The 19,465-nt window shown below is 64.8% G+C and carries 14 protein-coding genes; 8 read left to right on the top strand and 6 right to left on the bottom strand.

Annotation, left to right across the window (positions count from 1 at the left end; genetic code table 11):
- The first annotated feature begins 2 nt into the window (after nt 1-2).
- The 3 genes from LOK44_RS05440 to LOK44_RS05430 all read left to right on the top strand — a co-directional run bounded on the left by LOK44_RS05440 (nt 3) and on the right by LOK44_RS05430 (nt 4,927).
- Nucleotides 3-2,018, top strand: coding sequence for an acetyl/propionyl/methylcrotonyl-CoA carboxylase subunit alpha (locus tag LOK44_RS05440; protein WP_174266743.1), 2,016 nt, complete (start codon nt 3-5; stop codon nt 2,016-2,018).
- Nucleotides 2,019-2,075: 57 nt separating this feature from the next.
- The gene (locus LOK44_RS05435) at nt 2,076-3,230 is read left to right on the top strand and encodes an acyl-CoA dehydrogenase family protein (RefSeq protein ID WP_163795402.1); all 1,155 of its coding nucleotides are present in this window, start codon (nt 2,076-2,078) and stop codon (nt 3,228-3,230) included.
- Nucleotides 3,231-3,370: 140 nt separating this feature from the next.
- On the top strand, nt 3,371-4,927 hold the full coding sequence (locus LOK44_RS05430; RefSeq protein WP_163795403.1) for an acyl-CoA synthetase: 1,557 nt from the start codon (nt 3,371-3,373) through the stop codon (nt 4,925-4,927).
- Between the two features lie 465 nt (nt 4,928-5,392).
- Here the strand turns inward: LOK44_RS05430 and LOK44_RS29655 are convergent, their stop codons facing one another.
- From LOK44_RS29655 to LOK44_RS05410, 4 genes are all read right to left on the bottom strand, one after another.
- Complete coding sequence (locus LOK44_RS29655; RefSeq protein ID WP_163795404.1) at nt 5,393-6,685, bottom strand: PucR family transcriptional regulator; 1,293 nt, start codon at nt 6,683-6,685, stop codon at nt 5,393-5,395.
- A gap of 784 nt (nt 6,686-7,469) precedes the next feature.
- Complete coding sequence (locus LOK44_RS05420; protein ID WP_163795405.1) at nt 7,470-8,369, bottom strand: alpha/beta fold hydrolase; 900 nt, start codon at nt 8,367-8,369, stop codon at nt 7,470-7,472.
- A 52-nt stretch (nt 8,370-8,421) separates the two neighbouring features.
- The gene (locus LOK44_RS05415; RefSeq protein WP_011895463.1) at nt 8,422-8,856 is read right to left on the bottom strand and encodes a PaaI family thioesterase; all 435 of its coding nucleotides are present in this window, start codon (nt 8,854-8,856) and stop codon (nt 8,422-8,424) included.
- A gap of 48 nt (nt 8,857-8,904) precedes the next feature.
- Nucleotides 8,905-9,498, bottom strand: coding sequence for a TetR/AcrR family transcriptional regulator (locus LOK44_RS05410; RefSeq protein ID WP_174266912.1), 594 nt, complete (start codon nt 9,496-9,498; stop codon nt 8,905-8,907).
- 180 nt (nt 9,499-9,678) lie between these two features.
- Here LOK44_RS05410 and LOK44_RS05405 point away from each other — a divergent pair, with 180 nt between their 5' ends.
- The 3 genes from LOK44_RS05405 to LOK44_RS05395 are packed head-to-tail and all read left to right on the top strand — an operon-like array spanning nt 9,679 to nt 12,877.
- Entirely contained in the window at nt 9,679-11,172 is a 1,494-nt protein-coding gene (locus tag LOK44_RS05405) for an acetyl-CoA acetyltransferase (protein WP_163795407.1), read from the top strand.
- Nucleotides 11,169-12,266, top strand: coding sequence for a zinc-dependent alcohol dehydrogenase (locus LOK44_RS05400; RefSeq protein WP_163795408.1), 1,098 nt, complete (start codon nt 11,169-11,171; stop codon nt 12,264-12,266). The genes LOK44_RS05405 and LOK44_RS05400 overlap by 4 nt, the downstream gene beginning before the upstream one ends.
- A 35-nt stretch (nt 12,267-12,301) precedes the next feature.
- Nucleotides 12,302-12,877 (top strand): carboxymuconolactone decarboxylase family protein, encoded by a 576-nt coding sequence (locus LOK44_RS05395; RefSeq protein ID WP_372481192.1) that lies wholly within the window; start codon nt 12,302-12,304, stop codon nt 12,875-12,877.
- Nucleotides 12,878-13,636: 759 nt separating this feature from the next.
- Here the strand turns inward: LOK44_RS05395 and LOK44_RS05390 are convergent.
- Entirely contained in the window at nt 13,637-14,506 is an 870-nt protein-coding gene (locus LOK44_RS05390) for a metal-dependent hydrolase (protein WP_105387184.1), read from the bottom strand.
- A gap of 102 nt (nt 14,507-14,608) precedes the next feature.
- On the opposite strand from LOK44_RS05390, the gene LOK44_RS05385 reads away from it, so the two are divergent.
- Complete coding sequence (locus LOK44_RS05385; protein WP_011895470.1) at nt 14,609-15,250, top strand: TetR/AcrR family transcriptional regulator; 642 nt, start codon at nt 14,609-14,611, stop codon at nt 15,248-15,250.
- 90 nt (nt 15,251-15,340) lie between these two features.
- Here LOK44_RS05385 and LOK44_RS05380 read toward each other — a convergent pair whose 3' ends face one another.
- Nucleotides 15,341-15,982: a TetR/AcrR family transcriptional regulator gene (locus LOK44_RS05380; protein WP_085981140.1), complete on the bottom strand. Its 642-nt coding sequence runs from the start codon at nt 15,980-15,982 to the stop codon at nt 15,341-15,343.
- Nucleotides 15,983-16,355: 373 nt separating this feature from the next.
- On the opposite strand from LOK44_RS05380, the gene LOK44_RS05375 reads away from it, so the two are divergent.
- Complete coding sequence (locus tag LOK44_RS05375) at nt 16,356-19,439, top strand: MMPL/RND family transporter (RefSeq protein WP_163795409.1); 3,084 nt, start codon at nt 16,356-16,358, stop codon at nt 19,437-19,439.
- Nucleotides 19,440-19,465 lie beyond the last annotated feature (26 nt).

Here is a 19,465-nt window from a genome sequence, read left to right as displayed (position 1 = left end):
CGATGCCCGTGATCAAGAAGCTGCTGGTGGCCAACCGGGGAGAGATCGCCCGACGCGTGTTTCGCACCTGTCGCGAACTCGGCATCGCGACCGTCGCCGTGTACTCCGACGCCGACGCCGACGCCTGGCACGTGGACGATGCCGACGAGGCCGTCCGGCTACCGGGTTCCTCGCCGGCTGAGACCTACCTCGACGGTGACCGGGTGATCGCCGCGGCCCTCCTCACCGGCGCCGACGCCGTCCACCCCGGCTACGGGTTCATGTCGGAGAACGCAAGCTTCGCGCGGGCCTGCGCCGACGCCGGGCTCGTGTTCGTCGGCCCGCCGCCGGATGCCATCGATGCGATGGGCTCCAAGCTGACGGCCAAGGCGATGATGGCCGATGCGGGGGTGCCGGTCCTCCCGGGCGGCGACGCCACCGGCCTGGACTCCGAGCAGCTGCGCAAGCTCGGCGCCGAGATCGGCTACCCGCTGCTGGTCAAGGCGAGCGCCGGCGGCGGCGGGCGCGGGATGCGGGTCGTCGAGTCGGCCGACGAGCTCGACGGAGCCGTGGCCTCGGCCTCGCGCGAGGCGATGTCGGCGTTCTCGGACGGCACGGTGTTCCTAGAGCGTTACGTGCAGCGTCCCCGCCACGTTGAGATCCAGCTGTTGGCCGACATGCACGGCACGGTTGTCTCGCTGTTCGAGCGGGAGTGCTCGGTGCAGCGCCGCCACCAGAAGGTCATCGAGGAGGCGCCCTCCCCCGTCGTCGACGACGAGATGCGCGCGCGGATGGGTGCGGCGGCGGTCGCGGCGGCACAGGCCGTGGGTTACGTCGGGGCCGGAACGGTCGAGTTCGTCCTCGACGCGAACGGCGGCGATGACGACGGGACGTTCGCCTTCCTGGAGATGAACACCCGGCTGCAGGTCGAGCACCCGGTCACCGAACTCGTCACCGGGCTCGACCTCGTGCGCCTGCAGCTGCTGGTGGCGATGGGTCGGCCACTGCCCGCCGATGTGAGCAAGCCGCGGATCACCGGCCACGCGGTCGAGGCCCGGCTCTACGCCGAGGACCCCACTAAGGGCTACCTGCCGCAGACCGGGACCCTGCGCACCATCCAGATCCCGAACCACGTCGGGGTCCGGGTGGACTCCGGCGTGCGCGACGGCTCGGTGGTCAGCCACCACTACGACGCCATGCTGGCCAAGGTGATCGCCTGGGCGCCCACCCGCGCCGAGGCGCTCGGCGCGCTGTCCGCCGCGCTCGCCGGCGCCCGGATCCACGGACTCACCACCAACCGGGATCTCCTGGTTCGCGTTCTGCGCCACGACGAGTTCGCCGGACGCGGCACCGACACCGGGTTCCTCGACCGCCACGACGTGGCCGGCCTCGGCGCAGCCCTCATCGACAGCGACGGGGAGGGCTTGCACGCCGTCGCGGCCACACTCGCCCAGGTCGCGGGACGCCGCGCGGCGGCCCCCGTCCAGCCGACCCTGCCTGTCGGGTGGCGCAACAACCCGTCCCAACTGCAGGCCACCGGATGGCTGACCGCCGACGGCCGGGAGCGACGGGTGGGCTATGCGCTGCTCCGCGACGGCGTCGAGGTCGAAGTCGACGGCAAGCCGGTCGAAGACGTCAGCGTGCTCGTGCAGCGGCCGGACCGGGTGGTCCTGGAGACCGGCGGGGTACGGCGCGCCTACGACGTCGTCCTCGACGCCGACATTGCCTACGTTGACAGCCCTGCCGGGTCCACTGCGTTTACCCAGGTACCACGGTTCCTGGACCCGAGCGCGCTGAAGCCGGCGGGCTCCCTGACGGCGCCTATGCCGGGTTCGGTGATCCGGCTGCCCGTCGCCGCGGGCGACGTCGTGACGGCCGGGCAGGCGTTGGTCGTGGTGGAGGCGATGAAGATGGAACACACCATCGTCAGCCCGATCGACGGGATCGTCGCCGAGCTTTCGGTCGAGGTGGGTCAGCAAGTGTCAACCGGCGATGCCCTCGCGGTGGTCGGAGCGGCCGCCGGTGCAGACCAGGATTGACACCATCCGACCCGTCACCGGCCCCGGTGGCGGGTGACATCGAAGTAGGAGAGCGGTATGGAACTGCACGAGACCGAGGAGCGGCGAGCGCTGCGCAAGGCCGTGTCCGAGATCGCCAAGGACTTCGGGCACGACTACTACGTGGCCAAGTCGCTCGGCGGGGAAAAGAGTTCGGAACTCTGGCACGCCGTGGGGAAACAGGGGTTCCTCGGGGTCAACATCGCCGAGGAGTACGGGGGCGGCGGCGGCGGCATCTACGACATGCAGATCGTCGGTGAGGAACTGGCCACGGCCGGCTGCCCGCTGCTGATGACGGTGGTCTCCCCCACCATCTGCGGCACGATCATCGAGGCTTTCGGCAGCGACGAACTCAAGGCGCGCTGGCTGCCGGGCATCGCCAGCGGCGAGGTCATCATGGCGTTCGCGATCACCGAGCCGGATGCGGGCTCGAACTCGCACAACATCTCCACCCAGGCCAAGCGCGTCGGTGGGGATTGGGTGCTCAACGGCACCAAGTACTACATTTCCGGCGTCGACGAGGCGGAGGCCATCCTGGTCGTTACCCGCACCGCGACGGATGATCGCGGACGCGGACGGCTGAGCCTGGTCGTGGTCCCGACCGACGCGCCGGGGTTGACCAAGACCCTCATCCCGGTGCAGGCCGTTACACCAGAAAAGCAGTTCACTCTGTTCTTCGACGACGCACGGGTGCCGGCCGAGAACCTGATCGGCGCGGAAAACGACGGTCTGCGTCAGGTGTTCATGGGCCTCAATCCCGAACGGATCATGGGCGCCGCCCTGGGGAACGGCATCGGCCGCTACGCGCTGGACAAGGCCTCTGCCTACGCGCGCGAGCGCAAGGTTTGGGACGTGCCGATCGGAGCCCACCAGGGTTTGTCCCACCCGCTTGCGCACGCCAAGATCCAGCTCGAGCTGGCGCGGCTGATGACCCAGCGCGCGGCCTCACTGCACGACGCCGGCGATCCCGGTTCGGCGGAGGCGTCCAACATGGCAAAATACGCTGCGGCCGAGGCGGGCATCCTCGCCCTCGACCAGGCGATCCAGACCCACGGCGGCAACGGGTTGGCCACCGAGTACGGGCTGGCCACTCTCTGGGGCCCGGCACGGCTGATGCGGACCGCGCCGATCAGCCGAGAGATGATCCTCAACTACGTAGCACAGCACAGCCTCAACCTGCCACGCTCGTACTGAGCATCCTTCATCCGATCGTGTCCGTTCCGATGGACATGGGCGGACGGCATCGACCGAGTGGCCCTCAGGGCCCCGGCGCTGCCCCACCGAGCCATTCTCAACTAGCAGGAGCCGCCGACGCGGCGGCAGAGGAGTACGCCATGGATCGCGGTATCGGTCAGTGGGTCACCAAACGGGCCTTCCTCAACGGGCAGCGCACGGCGTTCGTCTGCGGTGACACCAGCTTCACTTATTCCCAACTCGAACAGCGCACCAATCAGGTGGCCTCGAACCTGCTGCGTCTTGGCGTCCGCAAGGGGGACCGAGTGGCCGTGCTCCTGGTGAACTCGGTCGAGTTCATGGAGGTCCTACTCGGTTGCGCGAAGATCGGCGCCATCACCATCCCGATCAACGTCCGGCTCGCCGGCCCGGAGATCGGCTACATCCTCGCCGACGCCGGCGCCGACACGCTGATCTTCCACCACCCGCTCGCGGCGGCCGCGGTCAGCGCGCTGGCCGAGCCGGGGGTCCGGGTCCGGCACACCGTCCGAGCCGGGGGCGCCGCGGCCAACGGCGAGACCTCCTACGCCAACCTTCTCTCCGGCGGCGCCCCCGAGGCTCTCGACAACGACGTCGACGGCCATGACCCGGCGTTCATCATGTACACCTCGGGCACCACCGGCCGCCCGAAGGGCGCCATCCTCACCCACGACAACCTGCTGTGGAACGCCGTCAACGTTCTGGGCACCGATCAGGGCCTGAACGGCAGCGACGTGACCGTGGCCGTGGCCCCGATGTTCCACATCGGCGGGCTCGGGGTGCATACGCTGCCATTGCTCTACGTCGGCGGGACTAGCGTGATCCTCCCGTCGTTCGACCCGGTGGGCACGCTCATGGCGATGGCAAAGAGCCGAGCGACCGTGCAATTCATGGTGCCGGCGATGTGGTCGGCGCTGACGCAGGTGCCCGACTTCGACTCCTACGACCTCTCGGCGCTGCGGTTCGCCATGGGCGGCGGCGCGCCGGTGCCGTTGACCGTCATCGACTTCATGCAGCAACGCGGCGTCCCCTTCACCGAGGGATTCGGGATGACCGAGACTGCACCGATGGTCTCGGTCTTGGACGCCGCCAACATCACGACGCGGGCCGGGTCGATCGGCCGGGTCGCCATGCACGTCGATGCCCGTATCGTGGACGCCGACGACCGGGACGTCCCGGTCGACACCGTCGGCGAACTCCTGGTGCGCGGACCCAACGTGTTCGTCGGGTACTGGATGAAGCCGGCGACGACTGCCGAGGCCTTCCGGGGCGGCTGGTTCCACACCGGCGACCTCGGCCGGATCGACGCCGACGGCTACATCACGCTGGTCGACCGCAAGAAGGACATGATCATCTCGGGCGGGGAAAATGTCTACCCCATCGAGGTGGAGCAGGTCCTGTTCCGTCACCCCGGTGTGCTGGACGCCGCGGTCGTCGGCGGTCCGGACGACAAGTGGGGTGAGCGCGTCGTCGCCGTGGTGGTGGCCGACCCAGCCGCCGAACAGGAACCCGGCGCCGACGAACTGATCGCTTGGTGCCGCGAACGGCTGGCGCATTTCAAGTGCCCGCGCGAGGTGCACCTCCTTCCCGAGTTGCCCCGCAACGCCACCGGAAAGCTCCTCAAGACGGAGTTGCGCAAGCGATTCACCGGTGTCGAGGGCGGCGTCGTCCAGCGCTGAGGCACGACACCGGAGGCGGAGCGCGGGTTTGGGAAGTGTTGTCGCGACGAGTAACCGCGGTCACCGCTGCAACTAGATGAAGATGTTAATTGTCGCTAACGTCTAGCGCGTGGCAAGACCACGCGCGCCACTTGTCGGATGTTCTTATGCCTCCTGGTTGTCTGGGCCGACAAGTCGCAACCTGCGCCACGACTCGCCTGTCGCCTTGCGCGATGGGTGCTTGAGCGTGTCTGACGTCGATGAGCTTCGGTGAAAGGGGTGCTTCAGCTCCGTACGGCGGCGATCGACGACTCCACTCGATCAGCCTGCCCGCAGCAGAGCCCCGCGGCAGCGTCGAAACATGAATCGAACTCGGATTATCAGGCCGGGCGGCGCCGGATCGTCGCGCTGACCATCCTCAGATTCGGCGTGTTCGTCAGTAGACGGCACAGTTACGCAGCAAGGGCGTTCGCGGGACACGAACGACTAGGACCGCCCCAAGGCTTGTGTTGGGTTCAGTGCTACTTCGCCGAGCCAATAGCACATCAGTAGGGCGACCTCGACGTCTAATCGTTCCGCGGCGATCGGGCGACCGCGGCGCTCGAGTGCTCGATTTACGCGATACTTGACGGTATTGGCGTGTATCTGCAATTCGTTGGCCGCGGCTTTGAAGCTGGAACCGGCACGCAAGAACACCCTCAGCGTGTCTCGTAGACGCTGGTCCGATGCAGTGTTCTGAGCCAACGGGCCCAGCACATCGTGAATCCATTCCTTCAGAGTCGCGTCATCGGTCATCAGCATCGAGGCCAGGGCCACACCGGGATCTCGTGCAGCGACGATCCGGTGCCGTGAGGAGCCGTCGGCTGCCATCGCGACCACACGGGCCTGCTCAGCCTGTCGGTAGGTGCGACGGAAGCCTTCAATCCCCGGAAGTGGTTCACCGACGGAAAGTCTTGGGCCGTCAGGTTGAGCCCGGACGAAGTCGCGCAGCTGCGATAAATGGTCCGACGGGCGGTGAACCGTCATCCATGCGCATCCGACGAGGCGGTCGATGGAGAAGTAGACCGATTGCTTCGCTCCAGTGGCGGAGACCGCGTGTTGCATGAAGCGCTCCATGGCGATGAACTCGTCGGTGTCGGCGCCCGCATCTCGGTCGAGCCATACCATGAGAGCCACATGCGTTGCGCCCAAGAAGTACCTCATAGCCGACGACGCCTCGGTCAGGTCTACGTCGCGTCCGTCGAGGATCTCTCGAATGGCTTGTGCACGCAAACTTCGTCGGCTCTCGTCCCACTCCGCGCGTTCAGTCTGATATGTCTCCAAGACCTGCTCAGACATCCAGTCGATGTAGCGGAAAGACACACGGGTGATGTGTTCAATGAGCGCCAATTTCTCCTCGGGCGGTAGGTCCGCGCTCCGAAGGCCAGCGATGATGAGGTTCAATCCATACTGGTGCCCGAGCCTGTATGCCCGCAGCAGCGCGTTGACGGGTACCTCGCGTTGCGCCATCCTCCGGGCGTGTTCAAGGGCGGCCGTCGGTGACTCCATGCGGTCGAACGGGATCGAGTGACGGACGACGGAGAACCAAGTGTCTACGTTCGCGGCGACGGTGTCACTCAGTAGCTCTTTGAGCTGTTGATCGGCAGCGAGTTCGGCAACTTGCTCAATCAGAAGGCCATGTATGGACTCGGGCAATTCTCTGACGAGGTCGCCGAGGTCTCGGAATAGGTGATGAACCGCGTGACCGGGGGTGTCTTGAACTTCGGATGAATCAAGCACAGCTGCGACCGTACTCGATTACTTGTCTTTGCGAGACAACAGACGCCCGCAGGTTCGACCCTTCGAGACATACCGATCGCGGCTCCGGGTATCTACGCTGTTAAGGAGCGGTGAGCCACGTTTTACCATTTCAGCAGCCGAACGAGCCATTGCTGTGGGCCACGGCGAACGGCTGCGCGTGACGAGGAAGGCGGAGGCATGAGTTGTCTGCTCGCAATAACCTTGTTTGCGGCCTTCGCGGCCGGAGCAGCCCCATTGCGAGGAACGATCAGCACCGCCCTGGCCGCAATAGACGACTTTCTCGATCGTTTCGGCCACGAAGTTTCCGGAACTGCTCATGCGAAGGAACGCCCGCCGCTCTGACGAGGTGGTCGAATCGGGCGCCGGATATGCCCGCCCGCCTCCCGCATACCGAAGCTGAAGCCTGGATAGCAGTAGGCTCCCCTCTGGACTCGCCCCCGGCCGTCGACTGACTCCAAGATCCCAACAGCAGCGCCGATCTGATCCGGGTCGCCCCGGCGGCGGGTGTGATCGTCAAGGTGTGCGGGCACTGGTTCGGAGAACTCCGACCGCTCGATCCGACCTGGACAGCGCCCACCAGCAAAATGCTTCGGTTCGAATGATAATTCGGCCCAGGCGATGGTCGAACCACACGGTTTGGCATCGCTGCCTTCGGATGCGCCGATACTGCGCCGCCGGGGTTCCGTTCATGGAGGTAGTTCTGACACCTCGACAACGAACCAGAGTGGCCGGGCCGCGGCCATCGCAGGGCCCTGAATGACGCTCAGTCCGACGAGTCGTTCAGCGTGCGGTCGAGAAAATCTGCGACTGCCGAGGCGAAGGCGTCGTTGTCGTCGCCCGCAACCATGTGGCCCGTGCCCGAAACGTCGACAGCCTCGGCGTGCGGTACGACTTCGAGGAACTCCTCGACCGACTGCTGCGACGTCACGTCGGAGTGAACGCCGCGAATGAGAAGCGTTGGTGCTCGCACCCGGCGGGCCCCTTCGATGAGAAGGTCGCTTATGGCGCCGAATTCTTTGGCACCAGTTGCTGGGTCGCCCTGCAGGAACTCGAAGTTGGAAGCTATGAACGCCGGATCCCATCGCCAGATCCACCGACCGTCGTCGCGCTGCTGCAAGACCTTTCGGAGGCCGTCCAAGTTCTTGGGCCGAGCGCGATGCCGGTTGTACTGGGCAATGACGTCCGCGGCCGCGTCCAGTGTATCGAATCCGTCGGGATGGGCGCCCATGAAGGACACGACCCGGCGTGCTCCGTGAAACTCCATTCGCGGAGTTATGTCGACCAGTACGACGGCTCCCCACAGATCGGCAGGCGCCACCAAATGCGTTCCCAACACCGTCATGCCGCCCAAGGATGCGCCAACGACAGCTGGCGGGCGGCCATCGCTGGCATATCGGCGAATGGACAGCAGGTCGGATGCAAGTCGGTCGAGATCGTATCGACCATCGGGGTCCCACTCGCTGTCGCCGTGACCGCGGGCGTCGTAAGCGACGACGGTATACCCGCGCGCGTGTAAGCGGCGCGCCGTAGTCGCCCAGGCATGGCGGTTCTGTCCACCGCCGTGCAGCAGTATGACGACCGCGCGGGCGGATTCGTGTCGGTAGACATCGGCTGCAAGGGCGGTTCCGTCTTCGTTGCGGACGCGCTCGAACGTTGAGGTCATTTGCTGTGTCCTCGATGGTCGCCTTGGGCAGCGTTCTCGTTCCGCGACCGGATCACGAGGCGCTCTGGGCGACGACGGTCACTGTTCCCTGTGCGGCGCATACCGGGCGTCCCGTATTGGTGATGTCGATCCTGGCGACGCCGCTACGCTTACCCAGCGCGATGATGTCGGCGACCGCAACGCAGACTCCACTGGACACCGGACGTAGGAGGTTCAGTTTGAATTCGGTTGTGGCCACCCATGACCCAGGTGGGATCACCGGATAGAACACCACGCCCAAGCAGTGGTCGACCATCGCTGACAGGCATCCGCCATGCAGAGTGCCGAAGGGAGTCAACAAATCGGCTCGGGCGTCCATTTCCACTACCAGTCTCCCGGCGGAGAACTCGATGTGGCGGAAGTCCAAGTACTTGGCGAGCCCTCCCGAGGTTCCCCCCGCGTGCTGGAGCTCCTCGGCTATTTGCTTGTTGAACTGGGGGAAGTCCATGGTCAGCGCCTCGTTTCGTTCAGCGATACCGATGCCATCGCTGAGACACTACTCCGCAGTTGTCGCAGCAATGCAACTGTGAGTGTCGGCCAGTAGCGCGGGAAGCAGGAATCGGCGCAAGAAAGCGTCGATTCCTTCGGGGCTGCGGTGCCGGGGGCCGCGAACCGAGAGCAAGCTGAGGATGATGCGCAAAATCCATTCGGCGGCGTCATCGACCGAAACGCCGGCTTCGAGTTGATGCCAGTGTGCGGCGAACACGGGTCGCAGAAACTCGGCGACGAGTTCGAACAGCGCCACCGACGTTCCCTCGGCCAGTCCCACGCCGGCGAGTTCATCGTCGCTGGCGAAGAGCATGCCGATTATCGGTTCGCGGCGTGCCGCGCGCACCGTGACTGCAACGAAGTCCAGTATGGCAGAGCCCAAGTCGGTGTGCGCCAAGATCCGTCCGCTGGTGCGGTGCAGGTAGCGTTCCGCTGCGCGGACGATGACACCGGATACGACGGATTCGCGACTCGCGAAGTAGCGATAGACCGTGGCGCGCGATACGCCCGCTTGCCTGGCGATATCCTCCATCGTGGTGCCCGACAGCCCCTTGCCTTGCAGGCACGTTTCGGCGGCGTCTAGTAGGCGATCGCGCGCCATATCGCGGTTTCGCCCAGGAGTCGCGTCGCCCCGCCGCAACGATCTCTTCGTCACGGGTACGAGTATGCCCTGTCAAGGGACTCGCTCTGTCGAACACCCGCGGTTGTCGCATGGAAACGGATGTGACAATATCGCAGTCGTGTCGCATAGAAGACCTCGACGATGAGCGTGATCTGACCGTTGGCCATCCCACCACGCACTCCAGTTGTCGTCGGCGTCGGTGAACTCACACATCGCGGTGAAGGCACCGTCGATCCCATCGATTTGGCCGCCGAGGCCGCGCGTCGAGCACTGCATGATGCGTCGGCCGCGATCGGGCATCGCATCGATACCGTGGCGACGCCCGGAATCTTGATGATCCCACGCGACAACCCCGCGTCGAGGATTGCCGAAGCGACTGGACTGACGCCGAATCATCGCATCAGTTGTCCGGTCGGCGGCAACACCCCCCAGTATCTGGTCGAGGTCCTCGGCCGCCGCATTTGGCGCGGCGTCAGCGACGCGGCTCTGATCGTCGGAGCGGAAAGCGGCGCGTCAGCACGCAAAGTCGCATCCGGTAGCGCACTTTTGGAGCCCAAACCCGTCGCAGCACAGGACGAGTCACTCGGTGACACCCGCCCGGGACTGAGCGAAGCCGAGATGGGCGCCGGGTTACATTGGCCGCACGAGGTGTACCCGATCTTCGAATCCGCGATCGCGGCCCGATCAGGCCGCACATTCGACGAACAGCGCCGCTGGCTGGGTGACTTGATGGCTCCGTTCACGGTTGAGGCGTCCCGACATCCCGAGCAGGCCTGGTTTCCGCGTGCCCGTAGCGCAGACGAGCTCAGCACGGTCTCCCCGGCTAACCGGATGGTGTGCGAGCCGTATCCGAAGCTGCTCAACAGCATCATTGCCGTGGATATGGCTGCCGCTTTCGTGATCATGGCCGCCGAAGTCGCCGAGGAACTCGGAGTGCCCAGTGATCGTTGGGTCTTCCCGTGGTCGTCGGCCACATGCAACGACGTGTATTTCCCGGTTCAGCGGCCTGATCTGGGTCGTTCCGCCGGAATAAGGGCCGCCGGCAAGGCGGTATTGGCGGCCAGTGGACTTCACATCGACGACATCAGATGGTTCGATTTCTACTCTTGCTTTCCTTCCGCGGTCGAGGCGGCGATCGACGCCTTGGATCTCGACCCGGCGGATGACCGCGGGTTCACGGTGACCGGCGGACTGCCCTACCACGGAGGGCCGGGTAACAACTATGTCAGCCATTCGATCGTCGAGATGGTGCGACGCTGCAGGAGCGACCCGGACGCCGTCGGGCTCGTGTCCGGACTGGGCTGGTACATCACAAAGCACTCGCTGGGTCTGTGGTCGGCGACCCCACCGCCAACGGGATGGCAGACTCCGGACATGGCCGATGCGCAGTCTGCGATCGACGGCACCTCCCTCCCGGTCGCTTCTCCCGCCGACGCATCCGGAGAGGCGACCATAGATGGATACACCGTCGTGCACGACCGTGACCAAGGCCCCTCCTGGGTGCCGATTTTCGCGCGCATGACCGACGGCCGCCGCGTCGCGGCGCGCAGTGACGATGCCGAGGTGGCGGTGGCAATGTCACGAGACATGTGCGTCGGACACCAAGTCGCCGTGCGGCAGGCCGACGGACACGTCGAATTCGAACTGTCGTGAACGCCGACGCGCTCGTGCTGACCAAGCCGCGCACCCTTGAACGGCGGCATCTTCCGGTGCCGCGCATCGACGACGAGTCCGGTCTCCTGCGGATCGAGGCGTGCGGGCTCTGCGGAACCGACCACGAGCAGTTCAGCGGACACCTGCCGACGGGGTTCGCCTTCATCCCCGGACACGAGATCATCGGCGTCATCGAGGGAATCGGTGACGCCGCGCGCCAGCGTTGGGGCGTCTCGGTGGGTCAGCGAGTCGCCGTCGAGGTGTTCCGATCGTGTCGGGAGTGCGACTCGTGCGGCCGCGGCGAGTATCGCAGGTGCTCGAGCAACGGCCTCGCCACCATGTTCGGCTTCGTCGACGCCAACATCCCGCCCGGCCTGTGGGGAGGCTACGCAACCCACCTGCATCTGCCGTTCGATTCCATGTTGTTGCCGGTCCCGGACGGACTCGACCCGATCGTCGCGACGTTGTTCAATCCGCTTGGCGCAGGGATCAAATGGGCTGCCATGTTGCCCGAGACAAGCCCGGGCGACGTCGTCGCGGTCCTCGGACCAGGGATCCGCGGGATTTGTGCTGCCGTAGCCGCCAAGGAGGCCGGAGCGGCATTCGTCGCGATGACCGGGGTCGGCCCTCGCGACCGAACTCGGCTAGCCGCAGCCCACCAGTTCGGCGTGGACCTGACCATCGACGTCACCGAAGACGACCCGGCGCAGGCCCTGCAAATGGCGACCGGCCGGCTCGCAGATGTCGTCGTCGACGTCACCGCGAAGGCGCCAGCCGCATTCGCGGACGCCGTCGCACTCGCGCAGCCCGGCGGACGCGTGGTGGTCGCGGGCACACGCGGCGGCGGAGGAGCGCCGGGCTTCGAGCCAGACCTGCTCGTATTCAAAGAACTACGCATCTTCGGTTCGTTGGGGGTCGATTACCCCGCCTACCAGAGCGCCATCGAGCTGCTGGTCTCTAGGCGTTGGCCCTTCGAAGAATTGCACCGCGAGATCACCGGTTTCGCCGGCCTGCCCGGGCTGCTCGACCTTCTGGCCGGCAACGAGCCGGACCGGGTTCCCGCTCTGCACAACGTCTTTGTGCCGATCGCCTGACAGCGCCAACTAGCGCCCAACCGGAAGGATCCACCGTGAGCAGCCAAAGCCGGGTTGACATGCTTGCCCTGACAGATGCCCGCGAGCGCGCCGCTCAATGCGGGATTCCGGACGCCATGGCTGAACTGTCTGTTTTCAGGATCGCGCTTCATCAGCCCCCTGTGGCCGTCGCATTGCATGGAATGCTGGAGGCGTTGCTGTGGAAAGGCGCGCTGGATGCGCGTTTACGGGAGCTGATCATCATGCGAATCGGCTGGGTCACTGATTCGGTCTATGAATGGACGCAACACTGGAGGGTTGCCCGCTTGCTCGAAGTGCCCGAACGCGACCTGCTCGGGGTGCGCGACTGGCAGAACGCCGGCCACTTCGGCGAAGCCGAGCGGGCGGTACTGGCGGCGACAGACGAGACGTTGCGTGACGGCACCATCTCGGATGAAACCTGGGCTGAGTGTCAGCGCGCGTTGCACGGGGACCCGGCCGTCCTCGTCGAACTCGTCGCCGCGATCGGGAATTGGAGATTGTTCTCAGCGCTGCTGCGGTCCTTGCACGTGCCGCTAGAAGACGGCCTCGAAGCATGGCCCCCTGACGGAGTTCGACCCTCCGTTGACTGAAGGGTGATCGGCTCGCCATGTCGACTCCGTGCTATGACTCTGCCCCTAGCACCTGTTGGTCGGGATCTGACGATGTCGAACGGTCGGGCGGTTGCATCTGCAGACGGCGATTCCACCACCGAGGATTGCGCCGGGCCTGAAGCCTGAGCCGACGGAATTCCATCCGCTGCAGTCGAAGGAGAACTGGAACACCCACCAGCGGGACGATCGCACCACGGACCGCACCTCGGCGACCATTCTCCAGCAATCCGGCTACAGCACTGAGTCCCGAAATGTAGAGAATACCGTTGTAAGGCACCAGGATTGGGCCGCATAGTCCTTCGCACTCGGACAGGCTTGGCACACCAAATCTCCAGCGCTTCGGCCAGTGTATGAAGTGAGCCAACACGGTCGTCAGGAACAGGCCGTTCACAACACCGAGGACAGCCTCGTGACGCTTATCGGCACGTTCCGCCATGCGAAGTACTACTGCGGTGCTCATGCCCCAACCCGTCGCTGCCGGCACCGGACCAATCACCGACGCGAACGGCATCGCAACTCCGGACAGCAATTCGTAGAAGACATGCGCGCCCGCTGACACGGCGCCAACTTGTGTCCAGATTTGCCGGGACGTCTTCGGACGCTCGCGGGACGGCGGTAATGGCCCTTCCGCCCGCATCAGCGGAATGCCTGAACGCGCGATGCGGCCACGGCGCAACGCACTTCTTCGTGAAGAGGTCGTTCCATATGGCGGCTTTCACCACAAAAGTACTTGTCGACCTACACATTACTCCGTAGCTGTTGGCCGCCATCGGCGTCGAAGAGTTCCTTGGTCCAACGTTCGAGGATTTCTGCGCTATCCCAGTCGTCGGGATGGAACCCGGCGTGGGTGTAGGAACGGAAGCGCTCAATCGCTGCTCGGCTGAACAGCGGGTTATGACGGAAGGCTCGAAGGCTGCGCAGCAACCGCACCGGGTTGTAGGCGGCACGATCGCCGGCCAGAGAGCGGGTGGTCTGGATGACCAACTCGGTGAACAATAGGAGACTGGCGATCCGCATTCCCCAGACCCTGGTGCGTTCGCTTCCACCGACCGTCTCGTAGACATCGAAAGCGACGGCCTTGTGCTCGCATTCCTCCAGTGCGTGCCAAAGCAGAATCGGCCGCACCTCGGTGTAGCCGATCAGTTCTTGAGCTTCGTCGCTGGTGAGAATGATCTCGGCGAATGTCGCCGTGTAGTGCTCGAGGGCTGCCGTCACAGCCAGGCGCATCTTGGGAGAAAAACGCTTCTCGAGTCGGCCAACCAACTTCTTGATATGCCGATCGATCCCCTCGGTGGGATAGCCCATCGCTTGAAGGCGATCGTTGAGCAGCCGATGCTGGTGCCGGTGGGTGGCCTCTTGAGCGATGAATCCCTTGACCGCCTCCTTCAGGTCAGCGTCGCTGATGTGGTCCCGGTACTCGCGGACTGACCGGATGAAGAAGTCTTCGCCTTCGGGGAACGTGGCCGACAAGGTGGACACAAAGTGGCTCATCACCAAGTCGCCATCGACGAAGTGCTGCCGGCTGGTCCCAGCAGGCATGTCGAATCGGACACGGCGGGGCTTCGGGACGACCCGCGTGGTGGGCCGTGTGGACGAATCGTCGCTCATGTTGTTCTCCTGTTGTCATGGGCACTGATGATCTGACTTTACGCCTAGTCAGAATTAGATGGCAAGCTATGCGTTGTGCGATCGGTGCGGGTGTACAGCGGGATGTCCGCCGAGGAGCGTCACCGGAACAGGCGCACGCGTCTCATCGAGGCCGCGATGGAGTTGATCGGCACGCACGGCGTTGCCGCCGCCACGGTGACTGCCGTATGCGCTGAGTCCGGCGTGACGTCACGCTACTTCTATCAGCATTTCCCTGACAGAGACGCCCTCTTGCGAGCTGTCTACCAGCAGCTCTACGCAACCTTCCAGGAGGTGATAGTTGACGCGATCCCCGATGCCGGCGCCCCACCCGAGGTGCTCGCGTACGCGCCGATCCGCGGGCTGGTCAGCATGATCAACAACGATCCTCGACTGGGTCGGATCTTGTTCGTGGAATCTGCAACGGAGCCGCTGCTTCGGGAGTTACGCAGCGACATGATGACCGGTTTCACCGACCTCGTATTGCGTGAGGCCAGACTTCACCTTGACATCGCCGACTCCGCAGTGGGCGTTGCCCATTTGGCCTCGACATTGGGCGTGGGTGGGTTATTCGAAGTCTTGCGCCGCTGGCTCGACGGAGAACTCGAGTTCACCACCGATGAACTCGTTCAGCACTGCGCAGGTTTCCTGGGCAGCCTCGGCAGCTATGTGCTGCTGCAGAACGCAGTCGAGTCGGCCACGACCAAAGCCAAACCTCAGAGCTAGCTTCTGGCGCCTCCCGGCCGCGCTTCGCGAATGTCGAGGTGCCTCCGCTTGCTTCATTCCGGACTGAACACTGAACGCCGCTGTACAACATTAGAGGCCAGCGTCGTCGACCAAATAACGTTCGGCGAGCGTCTCGGCAAGCCGACTCGTGTGCTCCACGATCTCCCCCTGGATGACGTCAAGCAAACCTGCATGCCATGCGGTGATCAATTCGACGAAGCCACCAACGGCCACCAGTGTGTCCATTCGAAGGGCGGTTTCATCGGCTTCCGGCCTCAGGTGTGGCTCACTGGCTGCGATCACCAGGTGTGTCGCCTCCTGCAGTGCGACAGCGCGCCGATCCTGAAGCGGGGAACTGCCCACGTGTTGAGCCAGTAGAATCTTCGCCCTGCCCGGATCCTCTGCAATCCGGTCGACCACCGCGGCGATGGTCACGCGGATGGTCTCCATCGGCGGCTGCCCGATGCGTTCTGCGAGCGTCGCAGAAACCTCACCGAGCATCTCGTTGCGCACGCCGTCCCATGCAGCGACAAGTAACTCGTCGCGGGTCTTGAAGTCTTCGTAGAAGTAACGGTCGTTCAGGCCGGTTTTGGCGCACACTCCTCTCATCGTGACTGCTGCCCAACCGCTTTCACTCCAGATTTCCGTCGCGGCATCAATGAGGCGCTGACGGCGCTCCGCCCGGCGTTCAGCACCGGTACGCCCGCCCCATCTCTTCGACCGCGTCCGCACATGTCCATCTTGGCAAACCACAGTAGGTCGCAACAATCTGGTGGCATCCGCCACCAGTGGGGGCGCGTGCCACCATAGGACTCCGCGGAGGGCAGCGCTTGACGATCAGAACGCTCGGACTTCGAGTTCTCAGAGACGTGGCAGCGGCTGTCGTCATTCCTGCTCCCAGCAGTGATCGTGCGGCACTGGCGAGGGTGGCGGTAGGAGGCGCCCTGCACGCCGTGCAGGTATTCGTGGCCGACTGGCCCGCTGCAATCCCGTGGGGAGTCGACTCATGACGCTCTTGAGCGAGGCCACCACCGGTCGCCGTCACCACTTGCACTACGTGCGGTAGCGTACCGATACCGGCAGTATCGCTACCAGTGGAGGCCAAGTGACCGACGGCAGTGCAGATGCCCCAAGCCAGGCCAAGCGGCCTGGTCGGCGCGCCAACGGATCCACCGACCCGGCCGACACTCGCGAGTACAGCGAACGGTTGGCGACCCTGGCCCGGTTCACCCTCCGACACAAAGCGCTCGTCATCGGGGTATGGCTAGGTGCCGCGGTGGTTCTCGCGCTGCTGTTCCCACAGCTGGAAACCGTGGTTCGCCAACAGTCGGTGGACCTCATTCCTCGCGACGCCCCGTCCTTGCAGACGGTTGACCGCATGAGCGCCGCGTTCGGCGAAGAAGGCTCGAAAACCATGGTGTTCGTCGCCATGGAAGACCCCACTGGCTTGACTCCAACTGCACGGCAGCGCTACGGCGAACTCGTGCGCCGGTTGCAGGCCGAGGGCGACCACGTCCTGCTGGTGCAGGACCTGCTGGCCGATCCGATTACCGAAGCTCAGGCAGTCAGCGCCGACCGCAAAGCCTGGTATCTGCCCGTCGGTGTCACCGGCACCCTCGGAGACCCCACGGCAGCCGAATCCTTGAACGCGGTGCGCGACATCGCCGCGGAGGTGTTCACCGGATCGACCACGACCGTCCAAGTGACGGGACCACCGGCGACCTTCAGCGACATGATCGCCTCCGCCGAGCACGACCTGCTGCTGATCTCAATCGCTACCGCCGGCGTGATCGCCCTGATCTTGCTGATCGTCTACCGGTCAGTGTTCACCGCGCTGTTGCCACTGCTGGTAATCGGGTTGAGCCTGGCGGTTGGGCGCGGCGTGCTATCCGCCCTCGGCGAGATGGGCATGCCGGTCTCCCAGTTCACCGTCGCATTCATGACGGCGATCCTGCTCGGCGCCGGAACTGATTACACAGTTTTTCTGATCAGCCGGTACCACGAGCAGCGCCGCGCCCAAGTACCCGCTGATCAGGCGATCATCCACGCCACCGCCAGCATCGGGCGCGTCATCCTGGCGTCCGCCGCCACCGTGGCACTCGCGTTCTTGGCCATGGTCTTCGCGCGGCTCAGCGTCTTCGCCGCCCTGGGCCCCGCGTGTGCCATCGCCGTGCTGTTCGGATTTCTGGCGACCGTCACCCTGCTGCCACCCGTGCTGTCGCTAGCCGCCAAACGCGGCATCGGTGAACCCAAATCCGATCGCACCCGCCGCTACTGGAACAGCGTCGCCGTCGCCGTGGTCCGCCGTCCGGTGCCACTGCTGATCGTCAGCCTGGCCATCCTGCTCGCCCTATCGGCAGCCGCTGCGACCATCAAAATCAGCTACGACGACCGCAAGGGACAACCAGACACCACGGCCAGCAACCAGGGCTACCAACTTCTGGACCGCCACTTCCGCAAGGACGTCGTCATCAGCGAGTTCCTCGTCGTAGAGAACCCGACCGACATGCGGACCGGGAGGGGGCTGGCCGATCTCGACGAGATGGCCTCTCGCGTCTCCCAGATCCCTGGCGTCACCAGGGTGTCCGGAGTCACCCGCCCCACCGGGGAGCGCCTCGACCAAGCGGAACTGGCCTGGCAGAACGGCCAGATCGGCGACAAAATGGCCAGCGCGGTCGCCGAGGGCAACTCACGCAAAGACGACCTCGCCAAACTCACCGGCGGCGCCGACCAGCTCGCCGACGGCCTCGCCCAACTCGATGGCACGGTGCGCACCGCCCTCGCGCCACTGGCCGGAATCCTCACCCAAGCTCAATCCGCGGGAACTCAGGTCAACCAGTTCCGCCCACTGCTGCAACAACTTTCCGCCACCGCCCCCGCCGTCGACCAAGCCATCCAATCCGGCCCAGGACTGCGACCGCTGGCCAACCAGGCGCAGAACGCGATCACCCAGCTCGATCCACTCGTGGGCGCGCTCAACACCTCACCGTGGTGTGCCGCCACCCCGCAGTGCGCCCAAATTCGTGACCAGGTGAAGATTTTGGTCAGCCTGCGCGACAGCGGATTCTTCGACCAGATCGCCGACCTCGGGGACCGCTACGATCCCGCGACCAATGCCACCGTTGGTGGCACCCTCGCCAACGTCCAGAACGCAGTCGCCTCGCTGGACAAGGCATTCGGAGCCCTGGGTGATCCCGACGACCTGGCCACCAACCTCCGCCGACTACAGGAGGGAATCGGACAGCTGGCCTCCGGCGCTCAAGCACTCGCGACCGGTGTCCGCACCCTGGCCGACAGCAACATCGAAATGCTGTCCGGCATGAGCCAGATCGCCACCCAACTACAGAATTCCTCACGCGCAGCGGCGGACTCCGACTCCTCGAGCGGTTTCTACTTGCCCGCTAATGCATTCGAGAACCGGCAATTCACCGACGTTGCCAAGCAATTCCTCTCACCGGACGGCAAGACCGCGCGGTTCATGATCGAAAGCAGCCACGACCCTTACAGCGTCGAAGCCATGGAGCTCGCCAGCCGCATCACCGACACCGCCAACACCGCACGACCCAACACGTCGCTCGCCGACGCCACCGTATCCGTCGCCGGCTTCCCCGCCGTCAACTCCGATATCCAACGATTCCTATGGGCCGACTTCGCACAACTGGCCGTCGCCACCATAATCATCGTCGGCGTCATCCTGGTCCTACTGCTGCGCGCACTCCTGGCACCGCTCTACCTACTAGGCACCGTCGTGCTCAACTACCTCGCTTCGCTCGGCATCGGCGTTGTGGTATTCCAATGGGGACTGGGCTACGAAATCGCTTGGCCCGTACCATTACTGGCATTCATCATCCTCGTCGCCGTCGGCGCCGACTACAACATGCTGCTCGTCTCACGGCTCCGCGAAGAATCCGGGACCAACATCCGCGTCGGCGTCCTGCGCACCGTGGCAAACACCGGAGCCGTCATCACCTCAGCTGGTCTGATATTCGCGGCCAGCATGTTCGGCCTCATGGTCGGCTCAGTCGCCATCATGATCCAAGCCGGCCTCATCATCGGCTTCGGATTGCTGCTCGATACCTTCCTCGTGCGCACCCTCACCGTGCCCGCTATCGCCACACTGTTACGCGAAGCCAGCTGGTGGCCCACCAAACCAACAGCCCCGCGACGTGGTGAGCCCATCGTCGGCTGACGGCTCCTGCAAGACCTGAAACACCC

Source organism: Mycolicibacterium lacusdiani (genome assembly GCF_021916785.1).
Lineage (GTDB): Bacteria > Actinomycetota > Actinomycetes > Mycobacteriales > Mycobacteriaceae > Mycobacterium > Mycobacterium lacusdiani.
This window is presented reverse-complemented; position numbering and strand designations above follow the sequence as displayed.